Origin of the sequence: Methylobacterium sp. GC_Met_2 (assembly GCF_026540795.1) — a bacterium.
In the GTDB taxonomy this organism is placed as follows: domain Bacteria; phylum Pseudomonadota; class Alphaproteobacteria; order Rhizobiales; family Beijerinckiaceae; genus Methylobacterium.
On sequence record NZ_JALNUM010000158.1, the window covers coordinates 1 to 11,831 of the forward strand.

Here is an 11,831-nt window from a genome sequence, read left to right on the forward strand (position 1 = left end):
CCCCGCGGCGTCCCGCGTCCCGCGTGTTGTCTCTCTTGGGCCATGCCCCCGGCGCCGGAAGGCGGGTGGGGACGATGGCGCATGCCGTGAGGACAGGCTGGGGCAGGCCAGCCGGGTCTGGGATGCGGGAAGTTGCGCCGCACCGTTGTTCCCTCGCCCCAAAAATCGGTCTACACGGCCGCTCCCCCGAAACCGCTTACCTGCCGCGTATGCAGGACTGAGCCCGGAGACGCTTGATCCATGCCGATTCTCACCTTCCCCGACGGCAACACGCGGGAGATCGCCGCCGGCACCACCGGTCGCGCCGTGGTCGAGGGCATCGCCAAGTCGCTGGCCAAGCGCACCGTCGCCATGGCGCTCGACGGCACGGTCGCCGACCTCGACGATCCGATCGCGCACGACGCCCGCATCGAGTTCCTGGACCGCACCGATCCGCGCAGCCTGGAGCTGATCCGGCACGATTGCGCGCACGTGCTCGCCGAGGCGGTGCAGGCGCTCTGGCCGGACACGCAGGTGACGATCGGCCCGGTGATCGAGAACGGTTTTTATTACGATTTTTATCGCGAGACGCCGTTCACCCCGGAGGACTTCCCGAAGATCGAGGCGAAGATGCGCGAGATCATTGCGCGCGATGCACCGTTTACGAAAGAGATCTGGAAGCGCGAGGACGTGCGGGCGCTGTTCGCCGGCAAGGACGAAAAATTCAAGGTCGAGCTGGTCGACGCGATCCCGCCTGGCGAGGACCTGAAGATCTACCGCCAGGGCGATTGGTTCGACCTGTGCCGCGGCCCGCACATGACCTCGACCGCCAAGGTCGGCACCGCCTTCAAGCTGATGAAGGTCGCGGGCGCCTATTGGCGGGGTGATTCGAACAACCCGATGCTCACCCGCATCTACGGCACCGCCTGGGCGGTCCAGGCCGATCTCGACGGCTACCTGCACCGGCTGGAGGAGGCCGAGCGCCGGGACCACCGCCGGCTCGGCCGGGAGATGGACCTGTTCCACTTCCAGGAGGAGGGGCCGGGCGTCGTGTTCTGGCACGCCAAGGGCTGGACGATCTTCCAGGAGTTGATCGCCTACATGCGCCGGCGCCTGCGCGGCGACTATGCCGAGGTGAACGCGCCGCAGATCCTCGACAAGGCCCTGTGGGAGACCTCCGGCCACTGGGGCTGGTACCGGGAGAACATGTTCGCCGCGCAATCGGCCGGCGAGGAGGCCGAGGACAAGCGCTGGTTCGCGCTCAAGCCGATGAACTGTCCGGGCCACGTGCAGATCTTCAAGCACGGGTTGAAATCCTACCGCGACCTGCCCCTGCGCATGGCCGAGTTCGGCGTGGTCCACCGCTACGAGCCGTCCGGCGCGATGCACGGGCTGATGCGCGTGCGCGGTTTCACCCAGGACGACGCCCACGTCTTCTGCACCGAGGACCAGCTCGCCGACGAGTGCCTGAAGATCAACGACCTGATCCTCTCGACCTACGCGGATTTCGGCTTCGGCGAGATCGTGGTGAAGCTCTCGACCCGGCCCGAGAAGCGCGTCGGCTCCGACGCGCTGTGGGACCACGCCGAGGAGGTGATGACCCGGGTTCTGGCACAGATCGAGGAGCAGTCGGCCGGCCGGATCAAGACGGCGATCAACCCGGGGGAGGGCGCGTTCTACGGGCCCAAATTCGAGTACGTGCTGCGCGACGCGATCGGGCGCGACTGGCAATGCGGCACCACGCAGGTCGACTTCAACCTGCCCGAGCGGTTCGGCGCGTTCTACATCGACGCCGACGGCGCGAGGAAGCCGCCCGTGATGGTCCACCGGGCGATCTGCGGCTCGATGGAGCGCTTCACCGGCATCCTGATCGAGCACTTCGCCGGGCATTTCCCGCTCTGGCTGGCGCCCGTGCAGGTGGTGGTGGCGACGATCACCGGCGAGGCCGATCCCTACGCCCGGGACGTCATCCGCACCCTGGAGCGGGCGGGCCTTCGGGTCGAGGCGGATCTGCGCAACGAGAAGATCAACTACAAGGTCCGGGAGCACTCGCTGGCCAAGGTGCCGGTGCTGCTGGCGCTGGGCAAGCGCGAGGCGGAGGAGCAGACGGTCTCGATCCGGCGGCTCGGCAGCCAGCAGACCCGCACGCTGCCGCTGACCGAGGCGGTGGCGGCCTTCGTGGAGGAGGCGACGGCTCCGGACCGCCGCCGGGCCGAGGCCGTGGCCGAGACGGTCCCGAGCAGCGACACGGTGCTCGACGGGCATCATGAGGTGCAGCCTGCGCCTTGACGGGACGGGCTCGGGGTCGCGGTTTGGCGGCGTAGGTCGCCGCGCGTCCACCTCCCCCCTTTGCGGGGGAGGGCGAGCCGCGGGACCGTTCGTTCTTATCCTCGGATAGATCTTTGAAACCGCCATCCACGACATTCCGCCGGCCCGCCGAAGACATCCGGAAACACTGACGAAACCGGGTTCCGGTATTGGTCCAAAAACATCCGGAGGGACCCATGCCTCGCCTTGCCTGTGCCCTCGTCCTGAGCGTCCTTGCGACCGGTGCCGTCGCACAGGAGCGGATCGACACGCGCGGCCTGACCTGCGCCGCCCTGCGGGCCCGCGTCGCCCGGGATCGCACCGTGATCCTCGCGCGGAGCGAGACGGCCTACGAGACCGTCCACCTGGATTCCGGATCATGCCAACAGGACGAGACCGGTGCGCCGGCTTTCGAGCCCTCCGCCGACGTGCCGTCCTGCTGGGCCGGATGGCGCTGCACGCAGCGCAACAGCGACAGCGGCCAACGCTGAGCTGTCAGCGCGCCTTCTCGTGCTCCGCGAGGCCCACCGCCCGGTAATCGTAGGTCGGGTAGAACTCGGTCCGGTAGGCGCCCCAGGCCGTGTCCTCGAGGACCCGGTTGACCTCCCGGAGCCGGGTGGCGGCCAGCCGCAGCGTGATGATCTGCCCGATCCCCATGACGACGTTCCACGAGACGACCTCGATCCCGGGGGGCGGGAAGGCCTTGTAGAACCCCTGCTTGGCGAGCTGCGCGTTCAGTTCGGCCAAGGGGCGCGACTGGTCGTGGCGCAGGAAGACCGTCAGCAGGACGGCGTTGTCCGGCGTCGCCGTCGCGGACCCGGCCGGGGGCGGCGGTGCCGTCTGCGCCCGCGCCGCCAGGGGCAGGGCGCAGAGCAGCGCGAGCGCCGCCGTGCAAGATCCGATCGCACCCGTCGTCCGTCTCATCCGTCCTCCTCGACCGTTCTAGTGCATCGATCCAGACGGAGGCGTCAGCTGAGTCTGGAAAAATTGATGCAAAACCAAAGAACTCGTGCTCACTCGCATGAACGAAGTGGATGCGTCAGAGCACTAGCGACGCGCACCAACGCGGCGGATCGACCGCGCTATCCCGGCCTCGTCCCTCAACCGCCGTCAGCCTTGCTCGATGTCGTAGGAGAGCCGCAGGCGCAGACGGACCTCGCCCTGCGCGTCGCGCACCGCGATGACGTAATCCTGCCGCTCCCGCGGATCCGACAGGCCCTGGGCGATGCGGGTCATCATCCGCACTGCCTGCGCCCGCGCTGCGGTCAGATCAGGAACATCAAAACCCTCATGGTCGCGGACAAGGTTGGTGCCGTCATGGATGTCGATGAAATAGCGGGTCACAGGCTCTGGCTCAGCGAGCACGACTGCTCGCAAAAATCATGATCCGTTGTTTCTACGTAGTTTCAATCCACCTATAAACCTGCGTTGCCTGTGTCGCATGGACGGAAACGGGTGCCTGTCAGCGCTGGGATCAGCCGCCGAGCAGGCTCTCGGCGAAGTCGTCCGGCACGTCGCCGAACTGGCCAAGGATCGCCACGCTATCGAGTTCGCCGGTCTCGTCGTCGGCGACGACCTTCAGGGCGACAGCGCCGGGCAGGCGTCCGGCCAGCGCCTCCGCCTTCTTGAGGGCGCCGAACTCGCTCTGCGCAGGCTCCTGGCGCGCCGGGCGCAGGCGTTTGCGATGCAGTTCGAAGGGCTGAACCACGAAGGTGGTTTTCAAGGCCATGGCGGTCTCCTCGCTGCTGGCGGCCTCCGTGACCGAGGCCCGCCGCTCACAGGCTGCGTGTCGTCACACCGAGCGCCAGAAGGACGTAGGCGCCGATGAAGAACCATTGCCGGTGCACCACCACGGTCCGTCCGACCATCGGGATCCGTGTGTACAGGCTGGCGACGGCGAGACCGATCAGAACGGCCGACACGAGAAAGGTCAGGAGGCGCGGTGCGGAGAGCGTGGGCATGGTCCATGCTGGCCGCGACAGGCTTACCGGACCGTTACCGGTCGAGTCCGGGCACGAGGGGTCGGTCGGCGGTCAGCGGCCCCTTGGACCCCGGGAGCAGCCCGACCTCGGCCAGCCAGAGGGCCATGATCGCTGCAGCGAGCAGCGTCGCCAGCGAGGCCAGCCGGCCGGTCCAGCGCCGCAGGACGATCATCATCACCAAGACGACGAGGAGGGCGAGGATGAGGGCCAGCAGGAGCATGGTCGCGCAATGCCACGTCGCGGCCGCGACGTCACCACGGCGGCCTGGCGCCGTCGCGGCCCCGTCGACCGAATACCTGAAGCGCGATCCCAGGGATATTCCTGAACTCTAGGTGCATTGCTGGATCGTTTCGCAGCCTGGGAAAAACACTCCCGCAGTCGACTGCATCGCCCGGTCGCTGCGACCAAGATCTCTTGGACGATTGCCGGAAATACCCGCCTGCCGGCCGTGCCGGGCATGCCAATCATGCACCGGATGCCGGTCCACAAACGATTTTGTAACTTGCATTCAGCGGGGGGAAGTAGCAAATCACTTGTGAGGGGCACACTAGGAATGCTGAAGTGACAGAAGAAACCACCGGGCCCACCCCCAACTTCATCGAGCTGGCCGGTGACATCGTCGCCGCCTACGTGTCGAACAATCCCGTTCCGGCCGCGGAGCTGCCGGCGCTGATCGCCCGGGTCCACGGGGCCATCGCGGGCCTCGTCTCGGGCACCCTGACGGTGGAGACCGGCACGGCAGCCCAGCCCGACATCGACCGGCCGAGCGCGGCCCAGATCCGCAAGTCGGTCCGTCCGGACGGGATCGTCAGCTTCATCGACGGCAAGACCTACAAGACGCTCAAGCGCCACCTGACCAGCCACGGGCTGGACCCGAGGGCCTACCGCGACCGCTACGGCCTGCCGGCCGATTATCCGATGGTCGCCCCGGCCTACGCCGAGCAGCGCTCCGCTCTGGCCAAGGCGATCGGTCTTGGCCAGCCCGGCGCCATGGCCGAGCGCGAGCGCAAGGGCCGCAAGGCGGCCTGAGATCGGATCGCGTCCCAGGGACCCCTGCACGAGCGGTTGCCGCAGCTCGGCGACGGGGTCCCGGGCGTTCGGCCGCCAACAAGGCTGATCCCGGAGCAAGGCCGGTGACGCGCGCCATCGTTGCTGCGGCGCCACACACGTCCACGACATTGCCCGACACGGACAAGCTGCCTTACTCTGCACATAGCGTCTGCGCACGTCGGATCCCGAGACGACAACCAAGGGATGGGCGAGATGAAGCGAGAGCAGACGAAGCAAAGTTCGGTCGTGCCCTTCCCGGCGCATGTCGCCCCGGCCGTTGCCGACGAGGACACCGCGTCGATCATCGCCGTGCTGCAGGATCATCTGGCGCTCGCCCGCGAAGGCCGGATGCGCTCGGTGGCGATCGTCTCCGTGTCGGCCGATGGTGAAGCGATCGGAACCCAGTGGTCGTGCAAGAGCGGCGATATCAGCAGCCTGATCGGCAAGCTGACGGTGCTTGCCCATGATCTGATGGCCGCGCGGAAGTAATCGCCCGGCCCTGAATGGCGCGGCCGAATCGCCCCACGTGGATCCGTGCAGCCAGCCTCGGTCGGGACCGCCCCGACCCGCACCGCTCAGGGATTGGTCGACGATGAGACGCACCCTGCTCGCGGTTTTGCTCGCCGCCGCACCGCTGCCCGGCGGGTTCGCGCTGGCCGAGGACGCACCGGACACAGCTTTGGCCAAGCGCACCGAGACGATCGACGGGCTGGTGCGAATCGTGGGCGCCCAGGCCGGCATCGTACTGCATTGTCGGGCGCTCTATACTGTGGATGACGCGATCTCGGACGGCCTGTCGCGGACGGCCCGCCGTGCCCTCGAGGCGGCCCTGGGCCGCCACAGGGCCGAGACCGCCATCGCGGCCGAAGGCCAGCGCGCTGCGGATGAGATCGCCACGGTCGGCGCCGACCGCTGGTGCGCCGATCAGCGCGACATCCTCAATACTGACGGCGTTCGGGTTTTCCTCGACTGAAAGCTGTTCACCAGTCGCCCGCCGCGCCGCCGCGTGCGAGGGGAGGGTTCTCCGTCATCGAAAATTTCGTAGGGTGCCCTGATGCGCCCTCTGCCGCACGTGGCGGCTGTTCAACGATACGGGGCTGTGAGGCAGGTTCCGCAAGGCAGCTTTTCACCCGCTAGACTTTGCGGTCTGTCGGAAATGCAGATCTCGATCCTGCCAGCGCGACGTTCTGCAATGCAGAATTCATTATATCCTTGTTCACTGCGCGTCCGTCTGCCATCATTTGTCGACGGATGAAAAGAAACGGATCACGCCGGTCTCGCTCATCCGAACAAGAGCCCTGAAGGGCCGAGGGACCGGCGGAGGAGGAAACCGCATGTCGCGCCCGATTTATCTCGCCCTCGCCCTCGTCGTGTGCGGCGCCGCCGTGACGATGTTCGCCTTCCTCCGCGCGCCTCGGTCGAAGGAGTTCGCCGGCTGGGACGTAGCGTTCATGGGCGGGATTGGCGCCGTCGCCCTCGGCTTCCTGACGACCCTCGTCGAGGTGATCACCGAGTAGAGCGGCCTTCGCCGAAGCCGGCATCGAGTCGACGCCAGGGGCCTCTGGTCGGTCGCAGGTTTTCGTCGAGAGCCGGCAGCCACGGGGCAAAACCCGCTTCGGGGCCTGCCGTCTCGGCGGACCGGATGCGTCCTTCGGCGATCATGCCCGATCCAACTCTTGGTCTATCCGCCGTCGCGATCGCTGGAACCGGTACGTCCATCTCACAAACCAGTGAGGTGACGATTGGAACTGCCGAAACCGACAATTTGATCTTTTGTCAGAACCCGACCTGAAGGCGCATCGACGATCCTTGCTGCACGACCTTTCATGAGGCAGCGATGTTCGAACGGCGCAGTGCTCCGCGTACGATCCTGAACGAGACCGGCAGCATCTCGGTCGACGAGCACTGCAGCCTGCCCTGCATCGTCTACGATCGGTCGGTCGGCGGTATCCGCATCGCCCTTCCGGAGGCGGAGATTGTCCCGGATCGCTTCGTGTTGAGCATCAATGCAAGCAACGAGATCCTCGTCTGCCAAGCGGTCTGGCGCCGGTTGGAGGAGATCGGGGCAGCGACAGAAACCTCTGCGCCGGCCCGTCCGACCACGCCGGATTCGTGGTATGCGCTGGAGCCGATCTGACGCGGCGGCCCTCGGCCGCTCGTGGAGCCGCGCGGCACCTTCGCGCCGATTGATCGTTCTCCCTCGGTTGCCGCCAGCGTGATCGCGGCGTGAGGGAGAGAACGCATCATGTCGGATCCGAGAGCGCCCGACGCGGAGGAGATGCCGGACCTGCCGCAGGGTTTGCCGATGCCGCCGAACACCGGCGACATGCCGCCCCCGCGGCTTCCGCCAGCCCCAGCCGACGATCCGGAGCCCCCGCGCGGGGAACCAGCGCCCGAGATCGACGCGGTCCCAGGCCTGTGACGGGCGCCCCGTCGGAGCTGACCGGGATTGCGAACGCCGCCGCCGCGGGACGATCGAGACGTCCGCGCGGCGATTCCAGGCGACGGACCTGGATGCGACAGTCCCTGAGCATCGCCGCCTGGCTCGGCTGGATGGCGCCCGGCTCGGCCGCCGATCAGCCTCTCAGCATCGAGCGGCTCAACGGGGATGGTTGGGAGATTGCCGGCTACACGGGGACATTCGACAATCGCTCATCCCTGATCCTGTTTCGCAAGCGGGATAGGGCCTACCTCGTCCAGTGCTCGATCCTGTTCGATGTGACGCGCAACCCCCGTGTCGTCACGAACTGCTATGAACTGCACTGAGGCGCGCAGCACTGGCGGCCTCGTCGCGGGCGCGCGCATCGAGCCCTCTCAGTCCCAATCGATATTCAGGGATCGCTCGAAGGCGGCGGCCGACATCTCCTTGCCCTTCGGGTCGGCGACCGTGATCTCGCGAAAACCCCGTCGGGTCAGTTCCCAGGTCTTCTCCATGGCCTGCTCGTCGGTCCCGCAGGCGAAAGTCATGATACGCCCGGACGGGTCGATCCCCTTGACGGTGAACACACCATTCTCCTCGCTCGTTTGAGCTCATATAGCGCCGCAGTCTCGATCCTGTCGCGAGGCGACATGGCAGGGACCCGAGAGGCTGCCATCGCGTTATCTGGGGAGAGGCACCCGATGACGAACGCCCGCGACATCCCGATCCCGGAACGTGCCCCCGGCCTGATCGAATCGGACACTGACGGGCGCGTGGATCTCGAGCAGGACATCTCGAACAAGCCACTGCCGATAACCGATGCAGATCCGGATGTCGGCCTGTCTCAAAAGGGTACCGGCGCGGACGCCGTGTTCCGGCGTGAAACTGAGATCTGAGCCGGGAATCTTAAGCGGGCACGCCTGACGATGGCGTTTATCCGACACACCCGGCTTACTACGGCTGCGGCCGGGCGGGCGGGCCTGAGGAGCTGGAGCATGGCCGACGGTCCCCGCTCCGCGCTCCCGCCGCACAAGCGCAACTTCACCGAGAGCCGTTTGGCAAAGGCGCGCGTGGCGTTCGCCAGCTTCATTGAAGTGGTGCGTCGCACCAACGACATGGTTCATGGCTCAACGGATCTGGCAACTTCGTCCCGGATGCATTCCACCAGAGCACCGCGTGCACCCACGCCGCACTTGAGTACGGTGCAGACATGACCCGGCAGACGACCGAACGGGTTTCGGAGCGACCGGAGTTTGATCACGTCAAGGACTTGAACCGGCGGCTCGATACGCCGCTGGCCACATCTGGGCAGGGGCGGAGATGATCGAGCGGGAGATTGGTCGGCTGGCCGATGAAAGTCTGAGTCTGAGTCTCCGGCAAGCCGAACTCGCCATACGCCTGACGGCGGCGGTTCAATATGCTTGGCTGGATCTCTACTGCGAAGGGTACTGGATGCTGACGTTTATTCTGAACGCCGGCTCGGATCAGCGAGAACGGACGCGCCGGCTCATCCAGCGCGGCGTCCCGGCAGCGGAGGCCGCGCGGGCGTTGCACATTGTCTGAGTCCCGGGGTCGAATATGGCCGACTGCGGTGACTTCGAATTTGGGGGCGATCCGGTTGATCGCCCCCGGATTCCGCCCTCAGCGGCGCGCCTCGGCGGAGGCCTGGACCAGGGTCCGTCTGGACGTCGAAGCGATCCGAAGATCAGCCGTCGCGGGCACCAGCTGCGGCGTGGTCGTCAGATGAGCGAGACGGCGGCCCTGTTGAGCGACCGAAGCCTGATCGCGATAGAGCGGCGGCGTCAGATGAAGGTTTTCCTCGGCCGAGGCCGAGCCGGCGAAGGTGGCGGCCGAGATGAGCGCCGCCGACGCGAGGATGAAGATCGTGCGCATGGTGCGTCTCCGTTTCGATCGCAGTCGGATCACGAAGAGCGACCGACGCCGGATAGAACCACACTTTTGTGCACTGCGTCATGCTCATCATGCATTGCAACATAGAGCTACATCGGCATTGTCGTGCAAGGATGCAGGCGTCGCATCAGGCGTGGCGTTCAGTCGATCGTCTGGATCGCCATGCATTCAGCGCAAATGAAATAAACTTCCTCCCCTGCAGTCTCAAATTTATATTGAGGCGAGAGCAGATCTAATTTCTCGCCGGGGCCCGCGCGTCGCGTCGACTGCACCGGAATTGGCGTTCGCGGTGCCGTGATCGACACGACACGAATCAGCAACACGTTCGCCAGAGCCACGTCACAACAAGGCGCTACCCTGGGGCCGAACTGCGAAGAAGCCGGAGCGATGGTATGACGCCCGCCGATCTCGACAAGCGCGCAGAGCTGACCGTCTGGCCTAAACGTGCGCCCGGCCGATCGGCCAGGGCGCGTCCGTTCGCAACCCTGCGCGAGGCGCTGGCCGTCGCCGTGCAGGCGATCGAGGCGGAGGATGCGCAGCCCTGGATCATCACTGAGGCAGGCGACATCCTTTCGCCGGGCTGGATCCGCGCCAACAGCCAGTCACACGCGCTGCAGTAGGATCACCGGCCGCCGTGCGGCACCGGTAGCTCAGCAGCCGATGCAGATGTCGCGCACGACGTGCTCGTGCCGGGAGCCGGTACGCTGGTTCGGAAGCTGCCCGCCGATGGACGGAAACCCGGTCCCAAGCATTCGGAGCCGGCGCCGACCCGCGTCAGGGTCGATCTGGGGCGGGACCGGGGTCACGGACGGCTCCGCAACCGTGCTGTTCGCCATGCCGGGCTCAGGCAGCGTCAGGGCCATGCCTTGCGCCGGGGGCAATTGGGCGAACTCGCCCGCCCGGGCCGGCGCCAACACGGCGAGGGACAAGGAGGCGAGGGGCAAGAGGCCAAGGGACACGAGGCCAAGGGACAGGAGGCCAAGGCGCAGGAGGCCAAGGGGCAGGCGTACGAGGATGCGTCGGCACCGCCCACGCATCGCGGCCACCGTCAGGGACGGCGGCGACCGGCGCATCCGTGCCGGTGCCGTTCGGGATATCCTCAAAAGGCCCGGCCGTAATACGGCTGCGAGATCGGCCGGTAACGGTCCCTCACCGGCCAGGTGTAGGGCTGGTCCCTGACGGTGCGCATGTCCGCTCGGAATGTCGGCTGATTGAATCCCAGACCCTGATGGATCGGAGCCTTCCCGGCCCCACGCGGCTGAGAGCCCACCTCGCGCGCGAGTGCTGCGCTCGAGAGACCCAGAACGAGAATGGCTGCCCACGAAGCGCGGCTCAGAATGACGCTCATCTCCATCTCCTGTCCCGGCCGAGACGCCGGTGCGGAAAGAACGGCGGCGCTGGAATTGCGGTTCCGGAACGCCCCGTTCAGAATGCGCCGTCATCGCCGAGGCAGGCCGCCGCGAGGGCGCCCCCGCAGGGATCGTTGAGCCGGCCGGGCGCGGCAGCCGCACCGCCGACGCCGGCACCGCCGGACGCCCCTCCGCCGGCCGGCGCCGCTTGAACGCGGTCGAGATCCCGAGCGGCGATCACGGATGACGCGACCGCGATCCCGGCGCCGCCCGAAGCCGCTCCCCCCGCTGTTCCGGTCGAGACCACCCCTGGGACGAGACCCGTGACGGCCCCCGTCCCACCTCCGGTTGTGAACGCCGCGAGCCCGGAGGTCGTGGTTCCGAGGCTGGCCGCGTCGGCGGCATTGGCGGTTCCGGCCGAAGCGAAGCTCGATGCGGCCGTCGCGTCGGTGCCCAGGCTCGTCGCGGTGCGTGATGGGCTGCCGATCCCGGCGGCGGATGAACCGAACGCCGACGTGCCGAACGCGGATGTCCCCAGACCAGACGTCCGCGCCGTGCCCGTGCCGGTGTTGAAGCCTGTCGTCAGACCTGTCGTCAGGCCCGTCGCATTCGTCGTGAACGCGGCGTTGCTCCCCAGGCTGGCCGACCCGAAGGTCGTCGAAAGGGCGCTTCCCGAGAGCGAGCCGAGGGCGGCGTTCGAGGTCGAGCCCAGCGTCGTGCCGAAACCGCCCAATGTCCCGATGGCTCCGGCCGTGCTGCCGGTTCCACTCGAGCCGAGCGTCGACCCGGTGACCCCAGCGCCCCCCGTGCTTCCGGTACCGGAGGAGGTGCCGA

At 67.1% G+C, this 11,831-nt stretch carries 22 protein-coding genes and 1 pseudogene; 13 read left to right on the plus strand and 10 right to left on the minus strand.

Annotated features, from left to right (window positions below; genetic code table 11):
• Positions 1-240: 240 nt before the first annotated feature.
• Complete coding sequence (gene thrS, locus OXS49_RS30510) at positions 241-2,268, plus strand: threonine--tRNA ligase (protein WP_267428360.1); 2,028 nt, start codon at positions 241-243, stop codon at positions 2,266-2,268.
• A 215-nt stretch (positions 2,269-2,483) separates the two neighbouring features.
• On the plus strand, positions 2,484-2,777 hold the full coding sequence (locus tag OXS49_RS30515) for a hypothetical protein (protein ID WP_267428361.1): 294 nt from the start codon (positions 2,484-2,486) through the stop codon (positions 2,775-2,777).
• A 4-nt stretch (positions 2,778-2,781) separates the two neighbouring features.
• Here OXS49_RS30515 and OXS49_RS30520 read toward each other — a convergent pair whose 3' ends face one another.
• From OXS49_RS30520 to OXS49_RS30540, 5 genes are all read right to left on the minus strand, one after another.
• Positions 2,782-3,210: a hypothetical protein gene (locus tag OXS49_RS30520; RefSeq protein WP_267428362.1), complete on the minus strand. Its 429-nt coding sequence runs from the start codon at positions 3,208-3,210 to the stop codon at positions 2,782-2,784.
• A gap of 186 nt (positions 3,211-3,396) precedes the next feature.
• A complete protein-coding gene (locus OXS49_RS30525) occupies positions 3,397-3,630 on the minus strand; it encodes a hypothetical protein (protein ID WP_244001402.1) in 234 nt (77 codons plus the stop codon).
• A 130-nt stretch (positions 3,631-3,760) separates the two neighbouring features.
• On the minus strand, positions 3,761-4,015 hold the full coding sequence (locus OXS49_RS30530; RefSeq protein ID WP_244001400.1) for a hypothetical protein: 255 nt from the start codon (positions 4,013-4,015) through the stop codon (positions 3,761-3,763).
• Between the two features lie 46 nt (positions 4,016-4,061).
• Positions 4,062-4,247 carry a hypothetical protein gene (locus OXS49_RS30535; RefSeq protein WP_244001398.1) on the minus strand — a complete coding sequence of 62 codons (186 nt, stop codon included), beginning with the start codon at positions 4,245-4,247 and terminating at the stop codon, positions 4,062-4,064.
• 34 nt (positions 4,248-4,281) lie between these two features.
• Complete coding sequence (locus OXS49_RS30540) at positions 4,282-4,488, minus strand: hypothetical protein (protein ID WP_243927732.1); 207 nt, start codon at positions 4,486-4,488, stop codon at positions 4,282-4,284.
• Between the two features lie 341 nt (positions 4,489-4,829).
• On the opposite strand from OXS49_RS30540, the gene OXS49_RS30545 reads away from it, so the two are divergent.
• The 7 genes from OXS49_RS30545 to OXS49_RS30575 all read left to right on the plus strand — a co-directional run bounded on the left by OXS49_RS30545 (position 4,830) and on the right by OXS49_RS30575 (position 8,084).
• On the plus strand, positions 4,830-5,297 hold the full coding sequence (locus OXS49_RS30545; protein WP_244001396.1) for a MucR family transcriptional regulator: 468 nt from the start codon (positions 4,830-4,832) through the stop codon (positions 5,295-5,297).
• A 225-nt stretch (positions 5,298-5,522) separates the two neighbouring features.
• The gene (locus OXS49_RS30550; RefSeq protein ID WP_244001394.1) at positions 5,523-5,807 is read left to right on the plus strand and encodes a hypothetical protein; all 285 of its coding nucleotides are present in this window, start codon (positions 5,523-5,525) and stop codon (positions 5,805-5,807) included.
• Positions 5,808-5,910: 103 nt separating this feature from the next.
• Positions 5,911-6,291: a hypothetical protein gene (locus OXS49_RS30555; protein WP_267428363.1), complete on the plus strand. Its 381-nt coding sequence runs from the start codon at positions 5,911-5,913 to the stop codon at positions 6,289-6,291.
• Between the two features lie 361 nt (positions 6,292-6,652).
• Complete coding sequence (locus OXS49_RS30560; protein ID WP_244001390.1) at positions 6,653-6,835, plus strand: hypothetical protein; 183 nt, start codon at positions 6,653-6,655, stop codon at positions 6,833-6,835.
• A 320-nt stretch (positions 6,836-7,155) separates the two neighbouring features.
• Positions 7,156-7,455, plus strand: coding sequence for a PilZ domain-containing protein (locus OXS49_RS30565; RefSeq protein WP_244001388.1), 300 nt, complete (start codon positions 7,156-7,158; stop codon positions 7,453-7,455).
• Positions 7,456-7,563: 108 nt separating this feature from the next.
• The gene (locus tag OXS49_RS30570; protein WP_244001386.1) at positions 7,564-7,740 is read left to right on the plus strand and encodes a hypothetical protein; all 177 of its coding nucleotides are present in this window, start codon (positions 7,564-7,566) and stop codon (positions 7,738-7,740) included.
• 92 nt (positions 7,741-7,832) lie between these two features.
• Positions 7,833-8,084, plus strand: coding sequence for a hypothetical protein (locus OXS49_RS30575; RefSeq protein WP_244001384.1), 252 nt, complete (start codon positions 7,833-7,835; stop codon positions 8,082-8,084).
• A gap of 48 nt (positions 8,085-8,132) precedes the next feature.
• Here the strand turns inward: OXS49_RS30575 and OXS49_RS30580 are convergent, their stop codons facing one another.
• A complete protein-coding gene (locus OXS49_RS30580; protein WP_243925762.1) occupies positions 8,133-8,324 on the minus strand; it encodes a hypothetical protein in 192 nt (63 codons plus the stop codon).
• 114 nt (positions 8,325-8,438) lie between these two features.
• On the opposite strand from OXS49_RS30580, the gene OXS49_RS30585 reads away from it, so the two are divergent.
• From OXS49_RS30585 to OXS49_RS30595, 3 genes are all read left to right on the plus strand, one after another.
• A complete protein-coding gene (locus OXS49_RS30585; protein WP_244001382.1) occupies positions 8,439-8,633 on the plus strand; it encodes a hypothetical protein in 195 nt (64 codons plus the stop codon).
• 99 nt (positions 8,634-8,732) lie between these two features.
• Positions 8,733-8,951, plus strand: coding sequence for a hypothetical protein (locus OXS49_RS30590; RefSeq protein WP_267428364.1), 219 nt, complete (start codon positions 8,733-8,735; stop codon positions 8,949-8,951).
• A 106-nt stretch (positions 8,952-9,057) separates the two neighbouring features.
• Entirely contained in the window at positions 9,058-9,300 is a 243-nt protein-coding gene (locus OXS49_RS30595; protein ID WP_267428365.1) for a hypothetical protein, read from the plus strand.
• A 78-nt stretch (positions 9,301-9,378) separates the two neighbouring features.
• Here OXS49_RS30595 and OXS49_RS30600 read toward each other — a convergent pair whose 3' ends face one another.
• Positions 9,379-9,630: a hypothetical protein gene (locus OXS49_RS30600; protein WP_244001376.1), complete on the minus strand. Its 252-nt coding sequence runs from the start codon at positions 9,628-9,630 to the stop codon at positions 9,379-9,381.
• A 410-nt stretch (positions 9,631-10,040) separates the two neighbouring features.
• Here OXS49_RS30600 and OXS49_RS30605 point away from each other — a divergent pair, with 410 nt between their 5' ends.
• Entirely contained in the window at positions 10,041-10,268 is a 228-nt protein-coding gene (locus OXS49_RS30605) for a hypothetical protein (protein ID WP_267428366.1), read from the plus strand.
• 30 nt (positions 10,269-10,298) lie between these two features.
• Here OXS49_RS30605 and OXS49_RS30610 read toward each other — a convergent pair whose 3' ends face one another.
• The 3 genes and pseudogenes from OXS49_RS30610 to OXS49_RS30620 form a co-directional block, all read right to left on the minus strand.
• Positions 10,299-10,721, minus strand: a complete 423-nt coding sequence (locus OXS49_RS30610; protein WP_267428367.1) for a hypothetical protein — start codon at positions 10,719-10,721, stop codon at positions 10,299-10,301.
• A 26-nt stretch (positions 10,722-10,747) separates the two neighbouring features.
• On the minus strand, positions 10,748-10,996 hold the full coding sequence (locus OXS49_RS30615) for a hypothetical protein (RefSeq protein WP_267428368.1): 249 nt from the start codon (positions 10,994-10,996) through the stop codon (positions 10,748-10,750).
• 77 nt (positions 10,997-11,073) lie between these two features.
• Positions 11,074-11,831, minus strand: a pseudogene (locus OXS49_RS30620) (hypothetical protein); the annotation flags it as partial.

What these genes read in the sequence shown, in the direction of transcription:
- OXS49_RS30595 (WP_267428365.1), top strand. Translation starts at nt 9,058, where the DNA reads ATGATCGAGCGGGAGATTGGTCGGCTGGCCGATGAAAGTCTGAGTCTG.
- OXS49_RS30565 (WP_244001388.1), top strand. Translation starts at nt 7,156, where the DNA reads ATGTTCGAACGGCGCAGTGCTCCGCGTACGATCCTGAACGAGACCGGC.
- OXS49_RS30540 (WP_243927732.1), bottom strand. Translation starts at nt 4,488, where the DNA reads ATGCTCCTGCTGGCCCTCATCCTCGCCCTCCTCGTCGTCTTGGTGATG.
- OXS49_RS30585 (WP_244001382.1), top strand. Translation starts at nt 8,439, where the DNA reads ATGACGAACGCCCGCGACATCCCGATCCCGGAACGTGCCCCCGGCCTG.
- OXS49_RS30615 (WP_267428368.1), bottom strand. Translation starts at nt 10,996, where the DNA reads ATGAGCGTCATTCTGAGCCGCGCTTCGTGGGCAGCCATTCTCGTTCTG.
- OXS49_RS30515 (WP_267428361.1), top strand. Translation starts at nt 2,484, where the DNA reads ATGCCTCGCCTTGCCTGTGCCCTCGTCCTGAGCGTCCTTGCGACCGGT.
- OXS49_RS30535 (WP_244001398.1), bottom strand. Translation starts at nt 4,247, where the DNA reads ATGCCCACGCTCTCCGCACCGCGCCTCCTGACCTTTCTCGTGTCGGCC.
- OXS49_RS30530 (WP_244001400.1), bottom strand. Translation starts at nt 4,015, where the DNA reads ATGGCCTTGAAAACCACCTTCGTGGTTCAGCCCTTCGAACTGCATCGC.
- OXS49_RS30520 (WP_267428362.1), bottom strand. Translation starts at nt 3,210, where the DNA reads ATGAGACGGACGACGGGTGCGATCGGATCTTGCACGGCGGCGCTCGCG.
- OXS49_RS30560 (WP_244001390.1), top strand. Translation starts at nt 6,653, where the DNA reads ATGTCGCGCCCGATTTATCTCGCCCTCGCCCTCGTCGTGTGCGGCGCC.
- OXS49_RS30550 (WP_244001394.1), top strand. Translation starts at nt 5,523, where the DNA reads ATGGGCGAGATGAAGCGAGAGCAGACGAAGCAAAGTTCGGTCGTGCCC.
- OXS49_RS30590 (WP_267428364.1), top strand. Translation starts at nt 8,733, where the DNA reads ATGGCCGACGGTCCCCGCTCCGCGCTCCCGCCGCACAAGCGCAACTTC.
- OXS49_RS30575 (WP_244001384.1), top strand. Translation starts at nt 7,833, where the DNA reads ATGCGACAGTCCCTGAGCATCGCCGCCTGGCTCGGCTGGATGGCGCCC.
- OXS49_RS30600 (WP_244001376.1), bottom strand. Translation starts at nt 9,630, where the DNA reads ATGCGCACGATCTTCATCCTCGCGTCGGCGGCGCTCATCTCGGCCGCC.
- OXS49_RS30610 (WP_267428367.1), bottom strand. Translation starts at nt 10,721, where the DNA reads ATGCGCCGGTCGCCGCCGTCCCTGACGGTGGCCGCGATGCGTGGGCGG.
- OXS49_RS30555 (WP_267428363.1), top strand. Translation starts at nt 5,911, where the DNA reads ATGAGACGCACCCTGCTCGCGGTTTTGCTCGCCGCCGCACCGCTGCCC.
- thrS (WP_267428360.1), top strand. Translation starts at nt 241, where the DNA reads ATGCCGATTCTCACCTTCCCCGACGGCAACACGCGGGAGATCGCCGCC.
- OXS49_RS30605 (WP_267428366.1), top strand. Translation starts at nt 10,041, where the DNA reads ATGACGCCCGCCGATCTCGACAAGCGCGCAGAGCTGACCGTCTGGCCT.
- OXS49_RS30570 (WP_244001386.1), top strand. Translation starts at nt 7,564, where the DNA reads ATGTCGGATCCGAGAGCGCCCGACGCGGAGGAGATGCCGGACCTGCCG.